The 15695-nt window shown below is 72.8% G+C and carries 16 protein-coding genes and 1 riboswitch; of the genes, 6 read left to right on the top strand and 10 right to left on the bottom strand.

Translation table 11 applies throughout. The features are described 5' to 3' along the window. Positions 1-24 precede the first annotated feature (24 nt). Both ACVWW9_RS02335 and ACVWW9_RS02330 read right to left on the bottom strand, forming a co-directional pair. Positions 25-1812 (bottom strand): ABC transporter ATP-binding protein, encoded by a 1788-nt coding sequence (locus ACVWW9_RS02335; protein WP_456514224.1) that lies wholly within the window; start codon positions 1810-1812, stop codon positions 25-27. A 17-nt stretch (positions 1813-1829) separates the two neighbouring features. Beyond that, positions 1830-2033, bottom strand: coding sequence for an AsnC family protein (locus ACVWW9_RS02330; protein ID WP_354258928.1), 204 nt, complete (start codon positions 2031-2033; stop codon positions 1830-1832). A gap of 95 nt (positions 2034-2128) precedes the next feature. Between ACVWW9_RS02330 and ACVWW9_RS02325 the strand changes: the two genes are divergently transcribed. From ACVWW9_RS02325 to surE, 5 genes are read left to right on the top strand one after another with little or no spacing between them, the layout of a single operon-like run. Next, the gene (locus tag ACVWW9_RS02325) at positions 2129-3055 is read left to right on the top strand and encodes an ABC transporter ATP-binding protein (RefSeq protein WP_456514223.1); all 927 of its coding nucleotides are present in this window, start codon (positions 2129-2131) and stop codon (positions 3053-3055) included. Then, positions 3052-3909 (top strand): ABC transporter permease, encoded by an 858-nt coding sequence (locus tag ACVWW9_RS02320; RefSeq protein WP_123696120.1) that lies wholly within the window; start codon positions 3052-3054, stop codon positions 3907-3909. The genes ACVWW9_RS02325 and ACVWW9_RS02320 overlap by 4 nt, the downstream gene beginning before the upstream one ends. Continuing rightward, positions 3906-4730, top strand: coding sequence for an ABC transporter permease (locus ACVWW9_RS02315; RefSeq protein ID WP_354258934.1), 825 nt, complete (start codon positions 3906-3908; stop codon positions 4728-4730). Before ACVWW9_RS02320 ends, ACVWW9_RS02315 begins: the two co-directional genes overlap by 4 nt. 48 nt (positions 4731-4778) lie before the next feature. Further along, the gene (locus ACVWW9_RS02310) at positions 4779-5708 is read left to right on the top strand and encodes a 1-phosphofructokinase family hexose kinase (RefSeq protein ID WP_456514222.1); all 930 of its coding nucleotides are present in this window, start codon (positions 4779-4781) and stop codon (positions 5706-5708) included. Beyond that, positions 5708-6466: a 5'/3'-nucleotidase SurE gene (surE, locus tag ACVWW9_RS02305; RefSeq protein ID WP_456514221.1), complete on the top strand. Its 759-nt coding sequence runs from the start codon at positions 5708-5710 to the stop codon at positions 6464-6466. The genes ACVWW9_RS02310 and surE overlap by 1 nt, the downstream gene beginning before the upstream one ends. Positions 6467-6603: 137 nt before the next feature. On the opposite strand, the gene ACVWW9_RS02300 is transcribed toward surE, so the two are convergent. The 5 genes from ACVWW9_RS02300 to ribD all read right to left on the bottom strand — a co-directional run bounded on the left by ACVWW9_RS02300 (position 6604) and on the right by ribD (position 11522). After that, a complete protein-coding gene (locus ACVWW9_RS02300) occupies positions 6604-7971 on the bottom strand; it encodes an MFS transporter (protein ID WP_354258943.1) in 1368 nt (455 codons plus the stop codon). Between the two features lie 174 nt (positions 7972-8145). After that, the gene (ribH, locus tag ACVWW9_RS02295) at positions 8146-8628 is read right to left on the bottom strand and encodes a 6,7-dimethyl-8-ribityllumazine synthase (protein WP_456514220.1); all 483 of its coding nucleotides are present in this window, start codon (positions 8626-8628) and stop codon (positions 8146-8148) included. A 1-nt stretch (position 8629) separates the two neighbouring features. After that, positions 8630-9898 (bottom strand): 3,4-dihydroxy-2-butanone-4-phosphate synthase, encoded by a 1269-nt coding sequence (ribB, locus tag ACVWW9_RS02290; protein WP_456514219.1) that lies wholly within the window; start codon positions 9896-9898, stop codon positions 8630-8632. After that, a complete protein-coding gene (locus ACVWW9_RS02285; protein ID WP_354258952.1) occupies positions 9895-10506 on the bottom strand; it encodes a riboflavin synthase in 612 nt (203 codons plus the stop codon). The genes ribB and ACVWW9_RS02285 overlap by 4 nt, the downstream gene beginning before the upstream one ends. After that, positions 10506-11522 (bottom strand): bifunctional diaminohydroxyphosphoribosylaminopyrimidine deaminase/5-amino-6-(5-phosphoribosylamino)uracil reductase RibD, encoded by a 1017-nt coding sequence (ribD, locus tag ACVWW9_RS02280; protein ID WP_456514218.1) that lies wholly within the window; start codon positions 11520-11522, stop codon positions 10506-10508. Before ribD ends, ACVWW9_RS02285 begins: the two co-directional genes overlap by 1 nt. 49 nt (positions 11523-11571) lie before the next feature. Next, a riboswitch (FMN riboswitch) is annotated at positions 11572-11715 on the bottom strand. Between the two features lie 428 nt (positions 11716-12143). Between ribD and ACVWW9_RS02275 the strand changes: the two genes are divergently transcribed. Then, complete coding sequence (locus ACVWW9_RS02275) at positions 12144-13004, top strand: DUF559 domain-containing protein (RefSeq protein WP_456514217.1); 861 nt, start codon at positions 12144-12146, stop codon at positions 13002-13004. 198 nt (positions 13005-13202) lie between these two features. Here the strand turns inward: ACVWW9_RS02275 and ACVWW9_RS02270 are convergent, their stop codons facing one another. The 3 genes from ACVWW9_RS02270 to ACVWW9_RS02260 are packed head-to-tail and all read right to left on the bottom strand — an operon-like array spanning position 13203 to position 15637. Then, complete coding sequence (locus ACVWW9_RS02270) at positions 13203-13793, bottom strand: GNAT family N-acetyltransferase (RefSeq protein WP_456514216.1); 591 nt, start codon at positions 13791-13793, stop codon at positions 13203-13205. Continuing rightward, positions 13790-14785, bottom strand: coding sequence for a tryptophan--tRNA ligase (trpS, locus tag ACVWW9_RS02265; protein ID WP_456514215.1), 996 nt, complete (start codon positions 14783-14785; stop codon positions 13790-13792). Before trpS ends, ACVWW9_RS02270 begins: the two co-directional genes overlap by 4 nt. Positions 14786-14806: 21 nt before the next feature. Next, entirely contained in the window at positions 14807-15637 is an 831-nt protein-coding gene (locus tag ACVWW9_RS02260) for an exodeoxyribonuclease III (protein ID WP_456514214.1), read from the bottom strand. Positions 15638-15695: the final 58 nt, after the last annotated feature.

Genomic DNA, 15695 nt, shown 5'->3' with positions numbered 1-15695 from the left:
GTGCCGGGCGGATCCGTCCATGCGTCAGGCCGCGGGTGCCAGCAGCTGGTGGGCCGCGAGCTCGCGGTAGAGCGGCGACGCGTCGAGCAGCTCGTCGTGGGTGCCGCGCGCGAGCACGCGACCTCCGTCGAGCACGACGATCTGGTCGGCGTCGACGACCGTCGCGAGGCGATGCGCGATCACGAGCGTCGTGCGGCCCTCGCTCGCGACGTCGAGCGCCGCCTTGAGCGACGCCTCGTTGCGCGCGTCGAGGTTGGCCGTCGACTCGTCGAGCAGCAGGATGGGCGTGGCCGCGAGCAGCGCGCGGGCGATCGCGAGCCGCTGCCGCTCGCCGCCGGAGAGCAGCACGCCGCCCTCGCCGACCTCGGCGTCGAGCCCGGCGCTCGCGCGCCGCACGAGGTCGCCGAGGTTGACCGCCTCGAGCGCGTCGAGCAGCTGCGCGTCGGTCGCGTCGGGGGCGCCGAGCCGCAGGTTGTCGCGCAGCGATCCGGCGAGCACGGGGGCGTCCTGCTCCACGTAGCCGATGCGCGCGCGCAGCGAGTCGCGGTCGACGTCGCGCACGTCGGCGCCACCGATCCGCACGCTGCCGGCCGTCGCGTCGTAGAAGCGCTCGATGAGCGCGAAGGTCGTCGACTTGCCGGCGCCGGATGGGCCGACCAGCGCGGTGCGCGTGCCGGCGGGCACCGAGAACGAGACGCCCTCGAGCACGACGCGCGGCTCGTCGGCGGCGGGGTAGGCGAAGGTGACGTCCTCGAAGGCGACCATCGGCGCATCCGCGCGCGGCTCGAGCGGCGCCGAGGCGTCGGCATCCGTCTCGCTCGGCAGCCGGACGATCTCCTGGATGCGGCCGAGCGCGCCGAGTGCGACGCTCACGGCTGAGATCGCCCCGGCCAGCTGGCCGAGCGGCATGATCATGAGGAAGAGGAACAGCAGGAAGCCGACGAGCTGGGCGATGCCGATCTCGCCCGTGGCGACGCGCAGGCCGCCGACGCCGAGCACGACGAGGAAGGCGAGCTGCATCGCGACGCCGAAGATCGGCACGACGAGCGCCGAGATGCGCGCGACCCGCACGCCGGCGTCGAACGCGCCGCTCGCGCGCTCGCCGATCGCGGCGGCCTCGCGGTCGGTGGCGCCGGCGGCGCGCACGGTGCGCACGGCGCTGATGGCGCGCTCGAGCGCGCTCGTGAGATGCCCCACCTGCTCCTGCGCCTTGCCCGACGCGCGCGTCAGCAGCGGCATGACGGCGAGCATCGCCGCGATCGCGACGGCCAGCACGAGCACGGTGAGGCCGAGCAGCAGCGGGTCGATGACGAGCATCGCGATGACGGCGCCGACGAGCGTCAGCAGCCCGCCGATCGACTCGACGAGGCCCTGCGTGAGCACGGCGCGCAGCAGCGTGGTGTCGCTGCCGACGCGGCTCACGAGGTCGCCGATGCGCCGCGCGTCGAACTCCGCGATCGGGAGGCGCAGCATCCGCTCGACGAGCGTGCGCCGCGTGCGCAGCACCACGTGCTCGCCGAGCACCTGCAGCAGGAAGTGCTGGAAGCCGTCGAGCAGCGCGCCGACGACGACGATGACGAGCAGCACGGCGGGCAGCCACTCGAGCGGCCGCGACTGCTCGACGCGCGCGATGAGCTCCTGCGCGAGCGCCGGCTGCGCGAGCGCGAACCCGGCGCCGACGACCGAGAGCACGATCGCGCCGACGAGCAGCCCCTTCTTGGGGAAGAGGTAGGGCAGCAGCTCGCGCACCGACGCGCGCGGCCCGTCGTCGTCGCGCCGCCGCCGGCCGAACATCCCTCGTCGCTCGCTCATGTGCCGCGCTGTCCCGTCTACCGCTTGCCGTGCTTCTTGTGCACCGCCTGGCGCGTGACGCCGAGCGCGTCGGCGATGGCCTGCCAGGGGAACCCCTCCATTCTTGCGCGTCGGACGAGCGCCGACTCCTCGCGCTCGATCTCGCGCCGCGCGGCGGCGGACTCGGAGAGCAGCTCGAGCACGCCCAGCGGCTGCTCCGACGATGCGGTGATGCGGTCCATGTGTCAATGATGGTTGACACGACGGATGGATGTCAACCCGGGTTGACGGAGCGGAGGATGCCGCGCGTGGGTGGCACGGTCTAGCGTTGGGTCTCGTGCCAGCACCAGTGATCGAGGCCAAGGGCCTGCGCAAGGAGTACGGCGACTTCACCGCCGTCGACGGCATCGACTTCGCCATCGAGGCGGGCGAGGCCTTCGGGTTCCTCGGCCCCAACGGCGCCGGCAAGTCCACGACGATGCGGATGATCGCGGCCACCTCGACCAGGACGTCCGGCGACCTGCAGGTGCTCGGCTTCGACCCCGAGAGCCACGGCCCCGAGATCCGCGCGCAGCTCGGCATCGTGCCGCAGGCCGACCAGCTCGACGAGGAGCTGCGGGTGGTCGACAACCTCATCGTCTACGGCCGCTACTTCGGGCTGCCGCTGCCGTACGTGAAGCGCCGGGCCGAGGAGCTGCTCGAGTTCGCGCAGCTCACCGAGAAGCGCAAGGCGCGCGTCGACGGCCTCTCCGGCGGCATGAAGCGCCGCCTGACCATCGCGCGCGGCCTCATCAACAGCCCGAAGGCGATGCTGCTCGACGAGCCGACGACGGGGCTGGACCCGCAGGCCAGGCACGTGCTGTGGGACCGCCTCTTCCGCCTCAAGGAGGAGGGCACGACGCTCGTGCTCACGACGCACTACATGGACGAGGCCGAGCAGCTGTGCGACCGGCTCGTCGTCGTCGACAAGGGCGCGATCGTCGCGGAGGGCAGCCCGTCGTCGCTCATCCGGCAGTACTCGACGCGCGAGGTGCTCGAGGTGCGCTTCGGCTCGAGCCGCAACGCCGAGGCAGCGGAGCGCATCGAGGGCATCGGCTCGCGCATCGAGGTGCTGCCCGACCGCGTGCTCGTCTACGACGACGACGGCGAGGCCGCCATGGCGGCCGTGCACGCCCGCGGCCTGCAGCCGATCACGAGCCTCGTGCGCCGCTCGAGCCTCGAGGACGTGTTCCTGCGCCTGACCGGACGGTCGCTGGTCGAATGAGCGGCACCGTCGTCGATGGCGGCCTGGCTGCGGCCGGGCGGGTCGACCACGCCGCCGTCGCGCGATCGTCGCGCGCGTGGGGCTGGTGGTTCGTCGCCGAGCACCGCATCCGCGCCATGCGGTCGTACGTCGCCTCCGCGGTCATCATCGGCCTGGGCTCGCCGTTCCTGTTCCTCATCGGCCTCGGCGTGGGGCTCGGCCTGCTCGTCGACGCGAACCAGGGGTCGCAGGGCGTCGATGGCGTGCCCTACCTCGTGTTCCTCGCCCCCGCGCTCGCGATGGCGGGCGCGATGCAGACGTCGTCGCAGGAGAACACCTACGGCGTCTTCGGCGGCTTCAAGTGGTTCCCGATGTTCTTCGCCATGAACGGCACGCCCATCGGTCCCGCCCACATCGTGCTGGGCTTCCAGGTGGCCGTGCTCGTCCGGGTGCTCGTCTCGCTCGTCGCCTTCGTGCTCGTGATGATGCTCTTCGGCATCGGCGACCCGCTCGGCGCGCTGCTGCTCCTCCCGATCGGGCTGCTGATGGCGACGGCCGTCGGCTTCGCCGTGATGTCGTGGGTCTCGACGCAGACGGAGGATCGCGGACAGCTCTCGTTCATCGAGCGGTTCGTCGTCGTGCCGCTCACGCTCTTCTCGGGCACCTACTTCCCGCTCGAGACCCTGCCGGCCTTCCTGCAGTGGATCGGCTGGATCTCGCCGCTCTGGCATGCTGCCGAGCTCGGCCGGGCCGCGCTCTACGGTGCGCCGCTGCCCGCCGTGATGCTGCTCGTGCACGTCGGCTACCTCGTGCTGCTCGCGGCCGTCACGTGCGCGCTCTCCATCCGCACCTTCCGAAAGAGGCTCGACAAGTGACCGAGCAGCTGCTCGAGGCGCCCGCGCCCGCCATCCGCGGCCCGCTGCGCGGCCTCTACGCCGGCAACACCCGCTCCGTCGTGGCCCGCGGGCTGCAGGTGATCGCGCGCAACAACTGGCTCATCGTCGTCACCGGCTTCTTCGAGCCCGTCTTCTACCTGCTGTCGATGGGCATCGGCCTGGGCGCGCTCATCGGCACCGTCGACTTCTACGGCGTCGACGTGCCCTACGCGGCCTACATCGCGCCCGCGCTCATGGCTGTGAGCGCCATGAACGGCGCGGTCTACGACTCCACGATGAACGTCTTCTTCAAGATGAACTTCGCGAAGCTCTACCAGCAGATGCTCTCGACGTCGCTCGGCCCGCTCGACGTCGCGCTCGGCGAGATCCTGCTCGCGCTGTTCCGCGGGCTGCTGTACGCGTGCGGGTTCATGCTCGTGACGACGCTCATGGGGCTCAACCTGTCGTGGACGGCCGTGCTCGCGATCCCGGCAGCGCTCATCATCGCGTTCGGCTTCGCGTCGTTCGGCATGGCGGTGACGAGCTACATGAAGACGTTCCAGCACCTCGACTACGTGTACTTCGTGATGATGCCGATGTTCCTGCTCTCGGCCACGTTCTTCCCGATCGAGGTCTACCCGCAGGGGGTGCAGTGGGTCATCCAGGCGATGCCGCTGTGGCACGGCGTCGACATGGTGCGGCAGCTCACGACGGGCCTCATCCAGCCCTCGATCCTGCTGCACCTGCTCTACTTCGCGGTCATGATCGTCTTTGGGCTCTGGTTCACGACCGCACGGCTGAAGGCGCTCTTCCTCCGCTGAGCCTCCCCGCTCCGGACGCGTCCAGGCTGGCTCCCTAGGGTTGCGGGCATGGCTCGCGTGCTGATCTTCGCCCCCGCTCCGACGCTCACCGTCACGATCGAGGACCTCCGCGGAGAGGCGGACGTGCACGTGCACGTCGGCGGCCAGGGCGTCTGGCAGGCGCGCATGCTGACGGCGCTCGGACTCGACGTGGTGCTGACGTGCTCGGTGACGGGCGAGGTCGGGGGCGTCGTCCGTCACCTGCTCGACGACGAGGGCTTCGAGGTCGTCGCGATCGAGCGCGAGGGCATCAGCCCGGCGTACGTCCACGACCGCCGAGGCGGCGAGCGGATCGCCGTCGTCGAGGAGGACGGCGAGGTCCTGGAGCGCCACGCGCTCGACGACCTCTACTCGGCAACGCTGCGCGAGGCGTCACGGGCCGACCTCGTCATCCTCTCCGGCCCCGACGGCGACGACGTGCTCGAGCACGACGTCTACCGCCGACTCGCGAGCGACGTGCGCGCGCTCGGGAAGCCCGTGCTCGTCGACCTCGCCGGTCCCCGGCTCGAGGCGGCGCTCGAGGGCGGCGTCGACGTGCTGAAGGTCAGCCACGAGGAGCTCGTCGCCGACGGCCGCGTCGAGGACGGCGACGACGAGGCGCAGCTCGTCGCGGCGGCGCGCGAGCTGCACGACGGGGGCATCGGCCTGGTCGCGGTGACGCGCGCGGACGCCGGCTCCGTCGTCGTCGGCGACGGCGGCGCGTGGCGCGTGTCGGCGCCGCAGCTCGAGCCGGTCGAGACGCGCGGCGCGGGGGATTCCTACGCGGCGGGCGTCGCGTCGGTGCTCGCCGGCGGCGGCGCGCACGATGCGGCGATCCGGATGGGCGCGGCGGCGGGGGCGGTGAACGCGACCCGTCGTGGGCTCGGCACGGGCGACGCCGAGGCGATCCGCGCGATCGCGGAGCAGGTGCAGCTGGACGACATCGAGGAGGACGACTGATGCGGGCACTCATCACGAACGACGACGGCATCGACTCGCCGGGCCTCGCCGCGCTCGCGCGCGCGGCGGCCGCGGCAGGGCTCGAGGTGGTGATCGCGGCGCCGGCCCACGAGCACTCGGGGGCGAGCGCATCCATCATCGCCACGCAGGGCACGGCCGTCACGGCCGCGGGCGGCAAGGGGACGGTGCGTTCCGAGCGGCGCACGATCGCCGGGCACGAGGGCGAGGCCTACGCGGTGCACGCGGCGCCCGCGCTCATCGTGCTGCTCGCGCTGCACGGCTCGTTCGGGCCGGTGCCCGACGTCGTGCTGAGCGGCATCAACCGGGGCGCGAACGTCGGCACGGCCATCCTGCACTCCGGCACCGTCGGCGCGGCCCTCACCGCGGGGCAGGGCGGCGTCCGCGCGCTCGCGGTGTCGCTCGACGTGGGGCTCCGCGAGGGCGGCGCCGAGCACTGGGAGACGGCGGCGGCGCTCGCCGCGCGTGCGCTGCCGGGGCTCCTCGACGCGCCCGCGGGTGCGGTGCACAACCTCAACGTGCCGGACGTCGCCGATCCCGAGGCGGTCGAGCTCACGACCGCGCCGCTGGCGCCGTTCGGCATCGTGCAGACCACGATGACCGAGATCGACGGCGACGAGGTGCGCCTCTCGATCCGGCAGCACGCCGCGGCCTCCGCGCCCGGCACCGACATGGAGCGGCTCGCCGCCGGCGTCGCGACCGTGACGGCCGTGCGGGCGCTCGCGGCCTCCGGGGGCTGAGACGACACCGCGCTGAGACGACACCGCGCTGAGACGACACCGCGCTGAGACGACACCGCGCTGAGACGACACCGCGCTGAGACGACAGCGGGGCCGCGCCCAGTGGCGCGGCCCCGACGTCGGTCAGCGAGCGTCGATCACGGCTCCTCGGCCGCGATCACGACCGAGCTGTTCTCGACGTACTCCTGGTCGCGCGTCTCCTTCGTCAGCAGCAGCGCGATGAACGTGATCGCGCCGGCCGCCGCGAGGTAGAGGCCCACGAGCAGCGTCGAGCCGCCGGCCGCGCGCCAGAGCGCGACGGCGATGAACGGCGCGAGCGCCGCTCCGAGGATCGACGAGAAGTTGTACGCGATCGCCGAGCCGGTGTAGCGCACGTTGCTCGGGAAGAGCTCCGGCAGGAACGCCGCCATCGGGCCGAAGGTGAGGCCCATGAGCGAGAAGCCGAGCACCAGCATGGCCATCGTGCCGACGAAGCCGGACGAGAACAGCGGCACCCACAGCAGGCCGAAGACGACGATGCCGATCGTGACCGCGCCGAGCATCTTGCGGCGGCCGAAGCGCTCCGCGAGCGGGCCGGCGACGAGCGTGAAGACGCCGAAGAAGACGACACCGGCGATGAGCATCCACAGGAAGTCGATGCGCGCGTAGCCGAGTCCCGGCACGGGCGCGTCGCTGGGGGAGGTGCCGTAGGTGAGCGTGAACGCGGTCATCAGGTAGAAGAGCACGTAGGTCGCGAGCATGATGAACGTGCCCTGCAGCAGCTGCACGCCATTGCGGCGGAACACGCGGGCGAGGGGCAGCTTCACGACCTCGTTGCGCTCGACGACGCGCGTGAACGCGGGGGTCTCGAGCAGCGAGAGGCGCACCCACAGGCCGACGAAGAGCAGCACCGCGGAGGCGAGGAACGGCACGCGCCAGCCCCACTCCTGGAAGGCCTCCGGGCTCATCGTGTAGCTGATGATGATGAAGGTGACGTTGGCGAGGATGAAGCCGATCGGCGCACCGAGCTGCGGGAAGGTGCCCCAGATGGCGCGCTTGCCGGCCGGCGCGTTCTCGGTCGCGAGCAGTGCGGCGCCCGACCACTCGCCGCCGAGGCCGAGGCCCTGGCAGAAGCGCAGCAGCGCGAGCAGCGCCGGCGCGGCGATCTCCCAGCCGGGCGTGAGCGCGGTGGGCAGGAGGCCGATGAGGACGGTCGCGACGCCCATGGTGAGCAGCGACGCCACCAGGGTCGCCTTGCGGCCGATCCGGTCGCCGAAGTGGCCGAACAGGATCGAGCCGATCGGCCGGGCGATGAAGGCGACGCCGAACACGGCGAACGACGACAGCAGCTGTGCGGTCGGGTCGTCGGCGGGGAAGAAGAGCGCCGGGAAGACGAGCACGGCGGCGGTCGCGTAGGCGTAGAAGTCGTAGAACTCGATCGACGTGCCGATGAGGCTCGCGAGGATGACGCGGCGCGGGGTGTTGGCCTTGCCCGTCGGCTTTGCTGCGGTGGTGGGGGTGGACATGGTGCTCCGAGGATAGGAAGGTCTGCGCGCACCCGTCGCCGGTGTGGGGCCCGGGCGCTCGGCGCGCTCGTGGCGCACCGGCCGTCGAGGGAGCGACATCGGTCCCGGTTGGCGGCGATCCAGCCTAGCGACCGCCCGTGTGCCCTCGACGCCGTGCGCGCGGGCGCGTCCTCACTAGCCGTCGAGCGAGCGCAGCGACCGCAGGGCGAGCGCCGCCTCGACGACCGCCTCCGCAGCCTCCCGACCCTTGTCCTCCTTCGACCCGGGCAGGCCGGCCCGGTCGATGCCCTGCTGCTCGTCGTCGAGGGTGAGCACGCCGAAGCCGACGGGCTTGCCCGTGCGGACCGCGACCTCGGTCAGTCCCATGGTCGCGGCCTGCGAGACGTACTCGAAGTGCGGGGTGCCGCCGCGGATGATGACGCCGAGCGCCACCGCGCCGTCGGCGCCCGCCTCGAGCGCGGCCTGCGCGACGACCGGCAGCTCGAAGGAGCCCGGCACGGGCAGCTCGAGCACGTCGGCGCCCATCTCGGCGAGCGCGCGGCGCGCGCCCTCGAGCAGCCCCGCCGCGATCTGCTCGTGCCACCGGCCGTGCACCACCACGATCCGCAGTCCGCTCGCGTCCAGTCCGCCCGTCGTGGGCGCTCCAGCTCCAGCCATGTCAGTCGTCTCCCTGCTCGTCGAATGCCTCGATCACGGCCGGGAGCTGGTGCCCCATGCGGTCACGCTTGGCCTCGAGGTACTGCTCGTTGTACTCGCCGACGCCGACCAGCAGCGGGACGAGCTCGGTGACGGCGATGCCGTGCTGCTCGAGCTGCTGCTGCTTGAGCGGGTTGTTCGACAGCAGCCGGATCGACTGCACGCCCTGCTGCCGGATGATGCCGGCCGCGGCGCCGTACTCGCGCGCGTCGGCAGGCAGGCCGAGCGCGAGGTTGGCGTCGAGCGTGTCGAGCCCGTCCTCCTGCAGCCGGTAGGCGCGGAGCTTGTTGATGAGGCCGATGCCGCGGCCCTCGTGCCCGCGCAGGTACACGACCATGCCGCTGCCCGCCTCCTGGATCTGCTGCAGGGCCGCGTCGAGCTGCGGTCCGCACTCGCACTTGAGCGAGTGGAGGGCCTCGCCCGTGAGGCACTCCGAGTGCACGCGCACGAGCGCGCCGTCGGCGAGCGCGTCGCCGGCGATGATCGCGACGTGGTCCGCGCCGGTCTGGCGGTCGCGGTAGGCGGCGACGCGGAACGTGCCGAACTGCGTCGGCACCTTCGTCTCGACCTCGAAGGAGACGCGCGCCGACTCGTCGTTCGCGCCCTTGCACGCGGTCGGCAGGCCGCCGGCCTCGAGGTGGTCGACGAGGTCCTCGATCGTGATGACGGGCAGGTCGTGCTCCTCGCCGAAGGCGATGAGGGAGGGCAGCCGGCGCATCTCGCCGCTGTCCTCGACGAGCTCGCCGATCACCGCGACGGGCTCGAGGCCCGCGAGCGTCATGAGCTCGACGGCCGCCTCGGTGTGGCCCTTGCGCTCGCGCACGCCGCCCTCGACCGCGCGCAGCGGCACGATGTGGCCGGGCCGGCGGAGGCTCCTGGGCGTCGACGCGGGGTCGGCGAGCACCCGCAGGGTGTGCGCGCGGTCGTCGGCGGAGATGCCGGTCGAGTCGCGGTCGGCGGCGTCGACGGTGATCGTGTACGCCGTCTGCCGAGCATCCTCGTTCTCGAGCACCATGAGGGGCAGCTCGAGCAGGTCGGCGCGCTCGGCCGTGAGCGGCGCGCACAGGTAGCCGGAGGTGTGGCGCACCATGAACGCCACCTGCTCGGCGGTCGCGAGCTGCGCCGACATGATGAGGTCGCCCTCGTTCTCGCGACCTTCGTCGTCGACGACGATGACGGGCTTCCGCTCGCGCAGCGCGCGCAGCGCGACGTCGATGGTGGTGATGCTCATGAGGCCTCCCGCTGGAGCATGCGCTCGACGTGCCGAGCGACGATGTCGGTCTCGAGGTTGACCCGGTCGCCGACGGCCCGGAAGCCGAGCGTCGTCGACGCGAGCGTCTCGGGGATGAGCGAGACCTCGAACCACTGCTGCGCCTCGGACGGGTCGCTCACGGCCGAGGTGGTGAGGCTGATGCCGTCGACGGCGATCGACCCCTTCCGCACGACGAGGTGCGCGTGCGCGGGGTCGAGCGAGATCCGGACGGTGCGCTGCCCGTCGCCCTCGACGATCGACAGCACCTCGGCGGTGCCGTCGATGTGGCCCTGCACGATGTGGCCGCCGAGGCGGTCCCCGACGGCGGCCGCGCGCTCGAGGTTGACGCGGTCGCCCGGCGTGCGGTCGCCCAGCGTCGACATGTCGACCGAGATCTGCATGACGTCGGCCGTGAACGCATCCGCCGTCTGGTCGACGACGGTCAGGCAGAGGCCGTCGACGGCGATGGAGTCGCCGTGGGATGCGTCGCTGACCGCGAGCGGCCCCCGCACGGTGAGGCGCCACGCGTCTCCACTGCGCTCGAACGAGACGACCTCGCCGAGCTCTTCGATGATGCCGGTGAACATCAGTGCTCTTTCCCTGTCGTGGCCTCGACCAGGAGGTCGCGGCCGAGCTGCTCGAGCCGCGTCACCGTGAGGCGCCGCTGCTCGTCGATCGTGCCGACGCCGATGTCGTCGAGCACGGTGCGCGGACCTCCGAGGAGCGTCGGCGCGAGGTAGATGGTGAGGCGGTCGGCGAGGCCGGCGCGCAGGAAGGCGCTCGCGAGCGTCGGTCCGCCCTCGACGTAGAGCGTCTGGAGGCCGGCGGCGGCGAGCCCGAAGAGCTCGCGCTCAAGCTCGTGGCCGGCCGTGCGGTGCCCGCGCGGGTGCTGCAGGATGGCGGCGCCGGCTGGGATCTCGCGGGTGCCGAAGACGACGGGGATGGGCTGCGGGGCGTCGGGCTCACCGTCGACGCGTGCGGTGAGCAGCGGGTCGTCGGCGAGCACCGTGCCGGTGCCGACCGCGATCGCGTCGTGCGCGCTGCGCTCGCGGTGCACGTGGGCGCGCGCCTCCGGGCCGGTGATCCAGCGGCTCGTGCCGTCCGCGGCGGCGGCGCGGCCGTCGAGCGACTGCGCCCACTTGACCGTCACGCGCGGCCGGCCGGTGCGCTGCACGAAGAGCCAGTCGGCGATGAGGGCCTCGCCCTCGGCCTCGTCGAGGCGGTCGACGTCGGCGCCGCCCGACGCGAGCCGGGCTGCGCCGCCGCTCGACGCCTCGCCAGGGTCGGCGCTCGCGTAGACGACGCGCGCCACGCCGGCGGCGAGCAGCGCCTCTGCGCAGGGCCCGGTGCGGCCGGTGTGGTTGCACGGCTCGAGGGTGACGACGGCGGTCGCGCCGCGCGCCTCCTCGGGGCGGAGGCGCGAGAGCGCGTCGACCTCGGCGTGCGGCGTACCGGCACCGCGGTGCCAGCCCTCGCCGAGGACGCGGCCGTCGGGGGAGAGGAGCACGGCGCCGACCTGCGGGTTCACGCCGCGCGGGCCGCGGGCCGCGAGCTCGCGGGCGCGGGCCATCGCGTCGCGCTCTGCGACCGGGTTCCCAGCCATGACGTTCCTCTCCGAAGCGCGCGCGGGGAACGAGGGGTCGCGTGCGACCCCACGTGCGCCTCCCCTCCGGACTCTCACCGTCGGTGCTGGAGTTCCACCAGCTCAGCCAATCGCGCTGCTCGGGTTCGAGCAGCACTCACGGGTCGCGGACTATCACCGCCGGTTCAGACTTGCACTGACCCCGGGCACGTTGCACTGCCACCCTACAACTCACCCCTCCGCCGCCCCATTCCCGCGCATCCGCAGCCGCCCCGCCGCCCCGCCGCTCAGGCGCACAACGCAAGCCGCGCGCGCCCGATCCGCCGCCGATGGGAGGCGAGCCGCCGACCCGCCGCTGATCCGCGCGCCGGGGCTTGCGTTGTGCGAGCCCACGGGGGCCGGTCTGCCCGCATCCGCGTCTGCCCCCGGCCGCCTCGCCAACGACGCCCGGTGCGGCCCGCTGCACAACGCAAGTCGTGAGTTGATGATCCGCCGCAGGTGGGAGACGAGCCGCCGATCCGCCGCTGATCGGCGGCCCGAGGCTTGCGTTGTGCGAGGTGTCCGAGCGCGCGGTGGGCGGTCTGTCCACACCCGCTCCACCCCGGCCGCCCCGTCGGGTGCGATCGGGCGCATCCTCCCGCCATGTCGACACTGCGGCCGCTGCGCCAAGGATCCGTGCTCGTCGAGGAGTACCGGGAGCTGCGTGCGCAGGGCAACTCGCGCGCGGCGATCGAGGAGGGGCTCAGGCTCGGGCTCATCGAGCGCGCGCGTCGCGACGTCTATGTCTGGCAACCCGCTCCCGCGCCGCTGATGCAGGCCCTGAGGATCGGTGGGCGGCTCGCCTGCTCGTCAGCCGCAGAGGCCCTCGGTCTGTGGGTGCCCCGCGACGGCAGGCTGCACGTGCACGTCTGGGACGGGTCGACGCGACTGCGGGATCGACACGACCAGCGCGCCCGTCTCGAGCACCGGGACGGGCTCGTGCTGCACTGGGAGGACCTCGACACGGAGGACGGCACCCGCTGCGCGACCTCGGTCGCATCCGTGGTGCGATGCGTCGCGCGGTGCTTCGGCGTGCAGGAAGCGATCCGCGTGGCGGACTCCGCGCTGCAGCGGGGGCTCGCCCGCAGGTCGGAGATCGCTCGGGCGATGGACGGCCTGCGCTGGCTCGAGGAGCCGGCCATCGCGATGGTCGACGAGCGGAGCGGGTCCGGCTACGAGACCGACGCCAAGCTGCTGCTCCGGGCCGCGGGGCTGTCGTTCGTGCAACAGGTCCGGATCCCGCGAGTCGGCACCGTCGACTTCGTCGTCTGCGGATGCGTGGTCGTCGAGGTCGACGGCCGGGAGACGCACGAGACGACCTTCGAGCAGGATCGCGCACGCGATGCAGAGGCCGTGCTGCAGGGCTACATACCCGTTCGGGTGTCCGCAGCCTGGCTCGACCGCAATCCCGACCGCTTCATCGAGCTGGTGCTGGCGGCGCTCCGCCTGCACCCGCAGGGCTGAGGCTGCTCTCACCGGTGCCGGCCGAGGCACGGCGCTCGCGCACAACGCAAGCCGCGGCGTGCGACCCCGCGGCGATCGCCCGGGATCGGTCGGGACAGCGGCGGCAAGCGGTGATCGGGCTTGCGTTGTGCGCCGAGCCCCGCGGAGCCCGGGAGGGGGAGGGGGAGGGGGAGGGGGAGGGGGAGGGGGAGGAGCGGGTCAGTCGAGGGGCGGCCAGGGGCGGGCGTCGGCAGGCATGCCGCCGGCGACGCGCACCGCGTGGTGCTCGAGGCGGCGGTCGCCCGCGCTGCGGCGGCCGACGGTGGGCTCGGTCTCGTGCGCGCCGAGGTAGGAGAAGCCGGCCGCCTTGGCGACGCGCATCGACGCGACGTTGCCGTCGAAGCAGCGCCAGTGCACCTCCGGCCAGGTGAGGCAGCCCTCGGCGTGCCCGACCAGGGTGCGGAGCGCATCCGCCATGAGGCCTCGCCCCTGCGCGTCGGGGTGCAGCCAGTAGCCGACCTCCGCGCGCTCGCCACGGAGCCCCACGACGCCCGCGATCGGCCCGCGCAGCGACTCGCGGATCGCCCAGGTGCGCTCGTCGTGCTCGCCCCGCCAGCCGGCCGGCGCGAACTCGCGCACGAACGACTCGGCATCGGCGCGGCGGTAAGGCCACGGGGTGTCGAGGAACCGCTCTGCGTCCTCGGTCGAGCAGGCCTCGACGATCCGGTCGACGTCGTCCTCGCGGAGCGCCGTGAGCAGCACCTTGCCGCCCAGCACGGGCAGCGAGGGGCCGGCCAGGGGCGCGCTCATCGCAGGCCCATCGCCTCCAGCGCCCGCCGGAGCGTCGCATCCGCGACAGCGGCCGCGCGCTCGGCGTTCGCCGCGAGCAGGCGGTCGAGCTCGGCCGGGTCGTCGAGCAGCTCGAGGGTGCGCTCGCGCACCGGGGCGAGCTCCGCGACCACGGCGTCGGCGACGGCCGTCTTGAAGACGCCGTAGCCCTGCCCCTCGAACTCCGCCTCGAGCGTCGCGACCGGCGAGCCGGTCGTCGCGCTGAGGATGTCGAGCAGGTTCGTGACGCCGGGCTTCTGCGCGCGGTCGGCGCGGATCGAGCCCTCGGTGTCGGTGACCGCCGAGCGGATCTTCTTCGCGGTCTTCGCGGGCTCGTCGAGCAGCCAGACCACGCCCTTGTCGTTGTCGGCCGACTTCGACATTTTCGACTCGGGCGACTGCAGGTCGTAGATGCGCGCGCCGCCCGCGAGGATGACCGGCTTCGGCACCGTGAACGTCGCGCCGAAGCGCTTGTTGAAGCGCTCGGCGAGGTCGCGGGTGAGCTCGACGTGCTGCTTCTGGTCGTCGCCGACCGGCACGACGTCGGCGTCGAACAGCAGGATGTCGGCGGCCATGAGGATGGGGTAGGTGAAGAGGCCGACGGAGGCCGCGTCCTGCCCGCCCTTGGCGGCCTTGTCCTTGAACTGCGTCATCCGGCTCGCCTCGCCGAAGCCGGTGATGGTGCCGAGCAGCCAGGCGAGCTGCGCGTGCGCGGCGACGTGCGACTGCACGTAGAGGCACGACCGGTCGGGGTCGATGCCGCCGGCGATGTACTGCGCCGCGAGCGTGCGCACCTGCTCGCGCAGCACCTGCGGCGACTGCGGCACGGTGATCGCGTGCAGGTCGACGATCGAGAAGAACGCGTCGACCTCGTCCTGCATGCGCCGCCACTGCTGCAGCGCGCCGATGTAGTTGCCGAGGTGGAGCGAGCCCGACGAGGGCTGCATCCCGGAGTAGAGCCGGGGCTTGGTCATGGGGGGTTCCAGTCTGAGTGATCACAGGTCGTAGTCGACGATGACGGGCGCGTGGTCGGACCATCGCGTGTCCCACGCGCTCGCGCGGTCGACGCGGTAGCCGCTCGCGGTCGCCGCGAGCGCGGGGGTGGCCATGTGGTAGTCGATGCGCCAGCCGGTGTCGGTGTCGAACGCCTTGCCGCGCTGCGACCACCACGTGTAGGGGCCGTCCACGCCCGGATGCGCGGCGCGGCCGACGTCGACCCATCCGTGGCCGCGGCCGCGCTTGCCGTCGACGCCGGTCACCATGCCGGTGCCGAGGAAGCGGTCGAGGTAGCTGCGCTCCTCGGGCAGGAAGCCGGCGGTCTTCTGGTTGCCGCGCCAGTTCTTGATGTCGAGCGGTGTGTGGCCGACGTTGAAGTCGCCCATCACGACGGCGTGCTCGGTGTGCGCGCGCAGCTGCGGCAGGCGCTTCGCCATCGAGTCGAGGAAGCGGTACTTGTCGGTCTGCTTCTGGCTGCCGACCTCGCCGCCGGAGTGCACGTAGGCCGACACGACGGTGAGCAGCGTCTCGCCGATGAGGAAGTCGGCCTCGAGCCAGCGCCCCTTCGTGTCGAACGTCTTGAGGCCGATGTCGGTGCGGTGCTCGATCGACGGCTCGCGGGAGAGGACGGCGACGCCGGCCCGGCCCTTGGCGGTGGCGGGGTCGTGCAGCACGTGCCAGCCGGGCACGAGCGGCAGCAGGTCCTCGTCGAGGGCCCGCACCTCCTGCAGCGCGACGATGTCGAAGCCGCCCGCCTCGAGCCAGCCGCCCATGTCCTTGCGGAAGGCGGCGCGCACGCCGTTGACGTTGACGGAGGCGATGCGGACCATGCCGACGAGCCTACCGACGCCCGCCCACGCGGACGGACGCGGCGACCGGCGGCTGATC

This window comes from Agrococcus sp. UYP33 (genome assembly GCF_054060915.1).
This window is presented reverse-complemented; position numbering and strand designations above follow the sequence as displayed.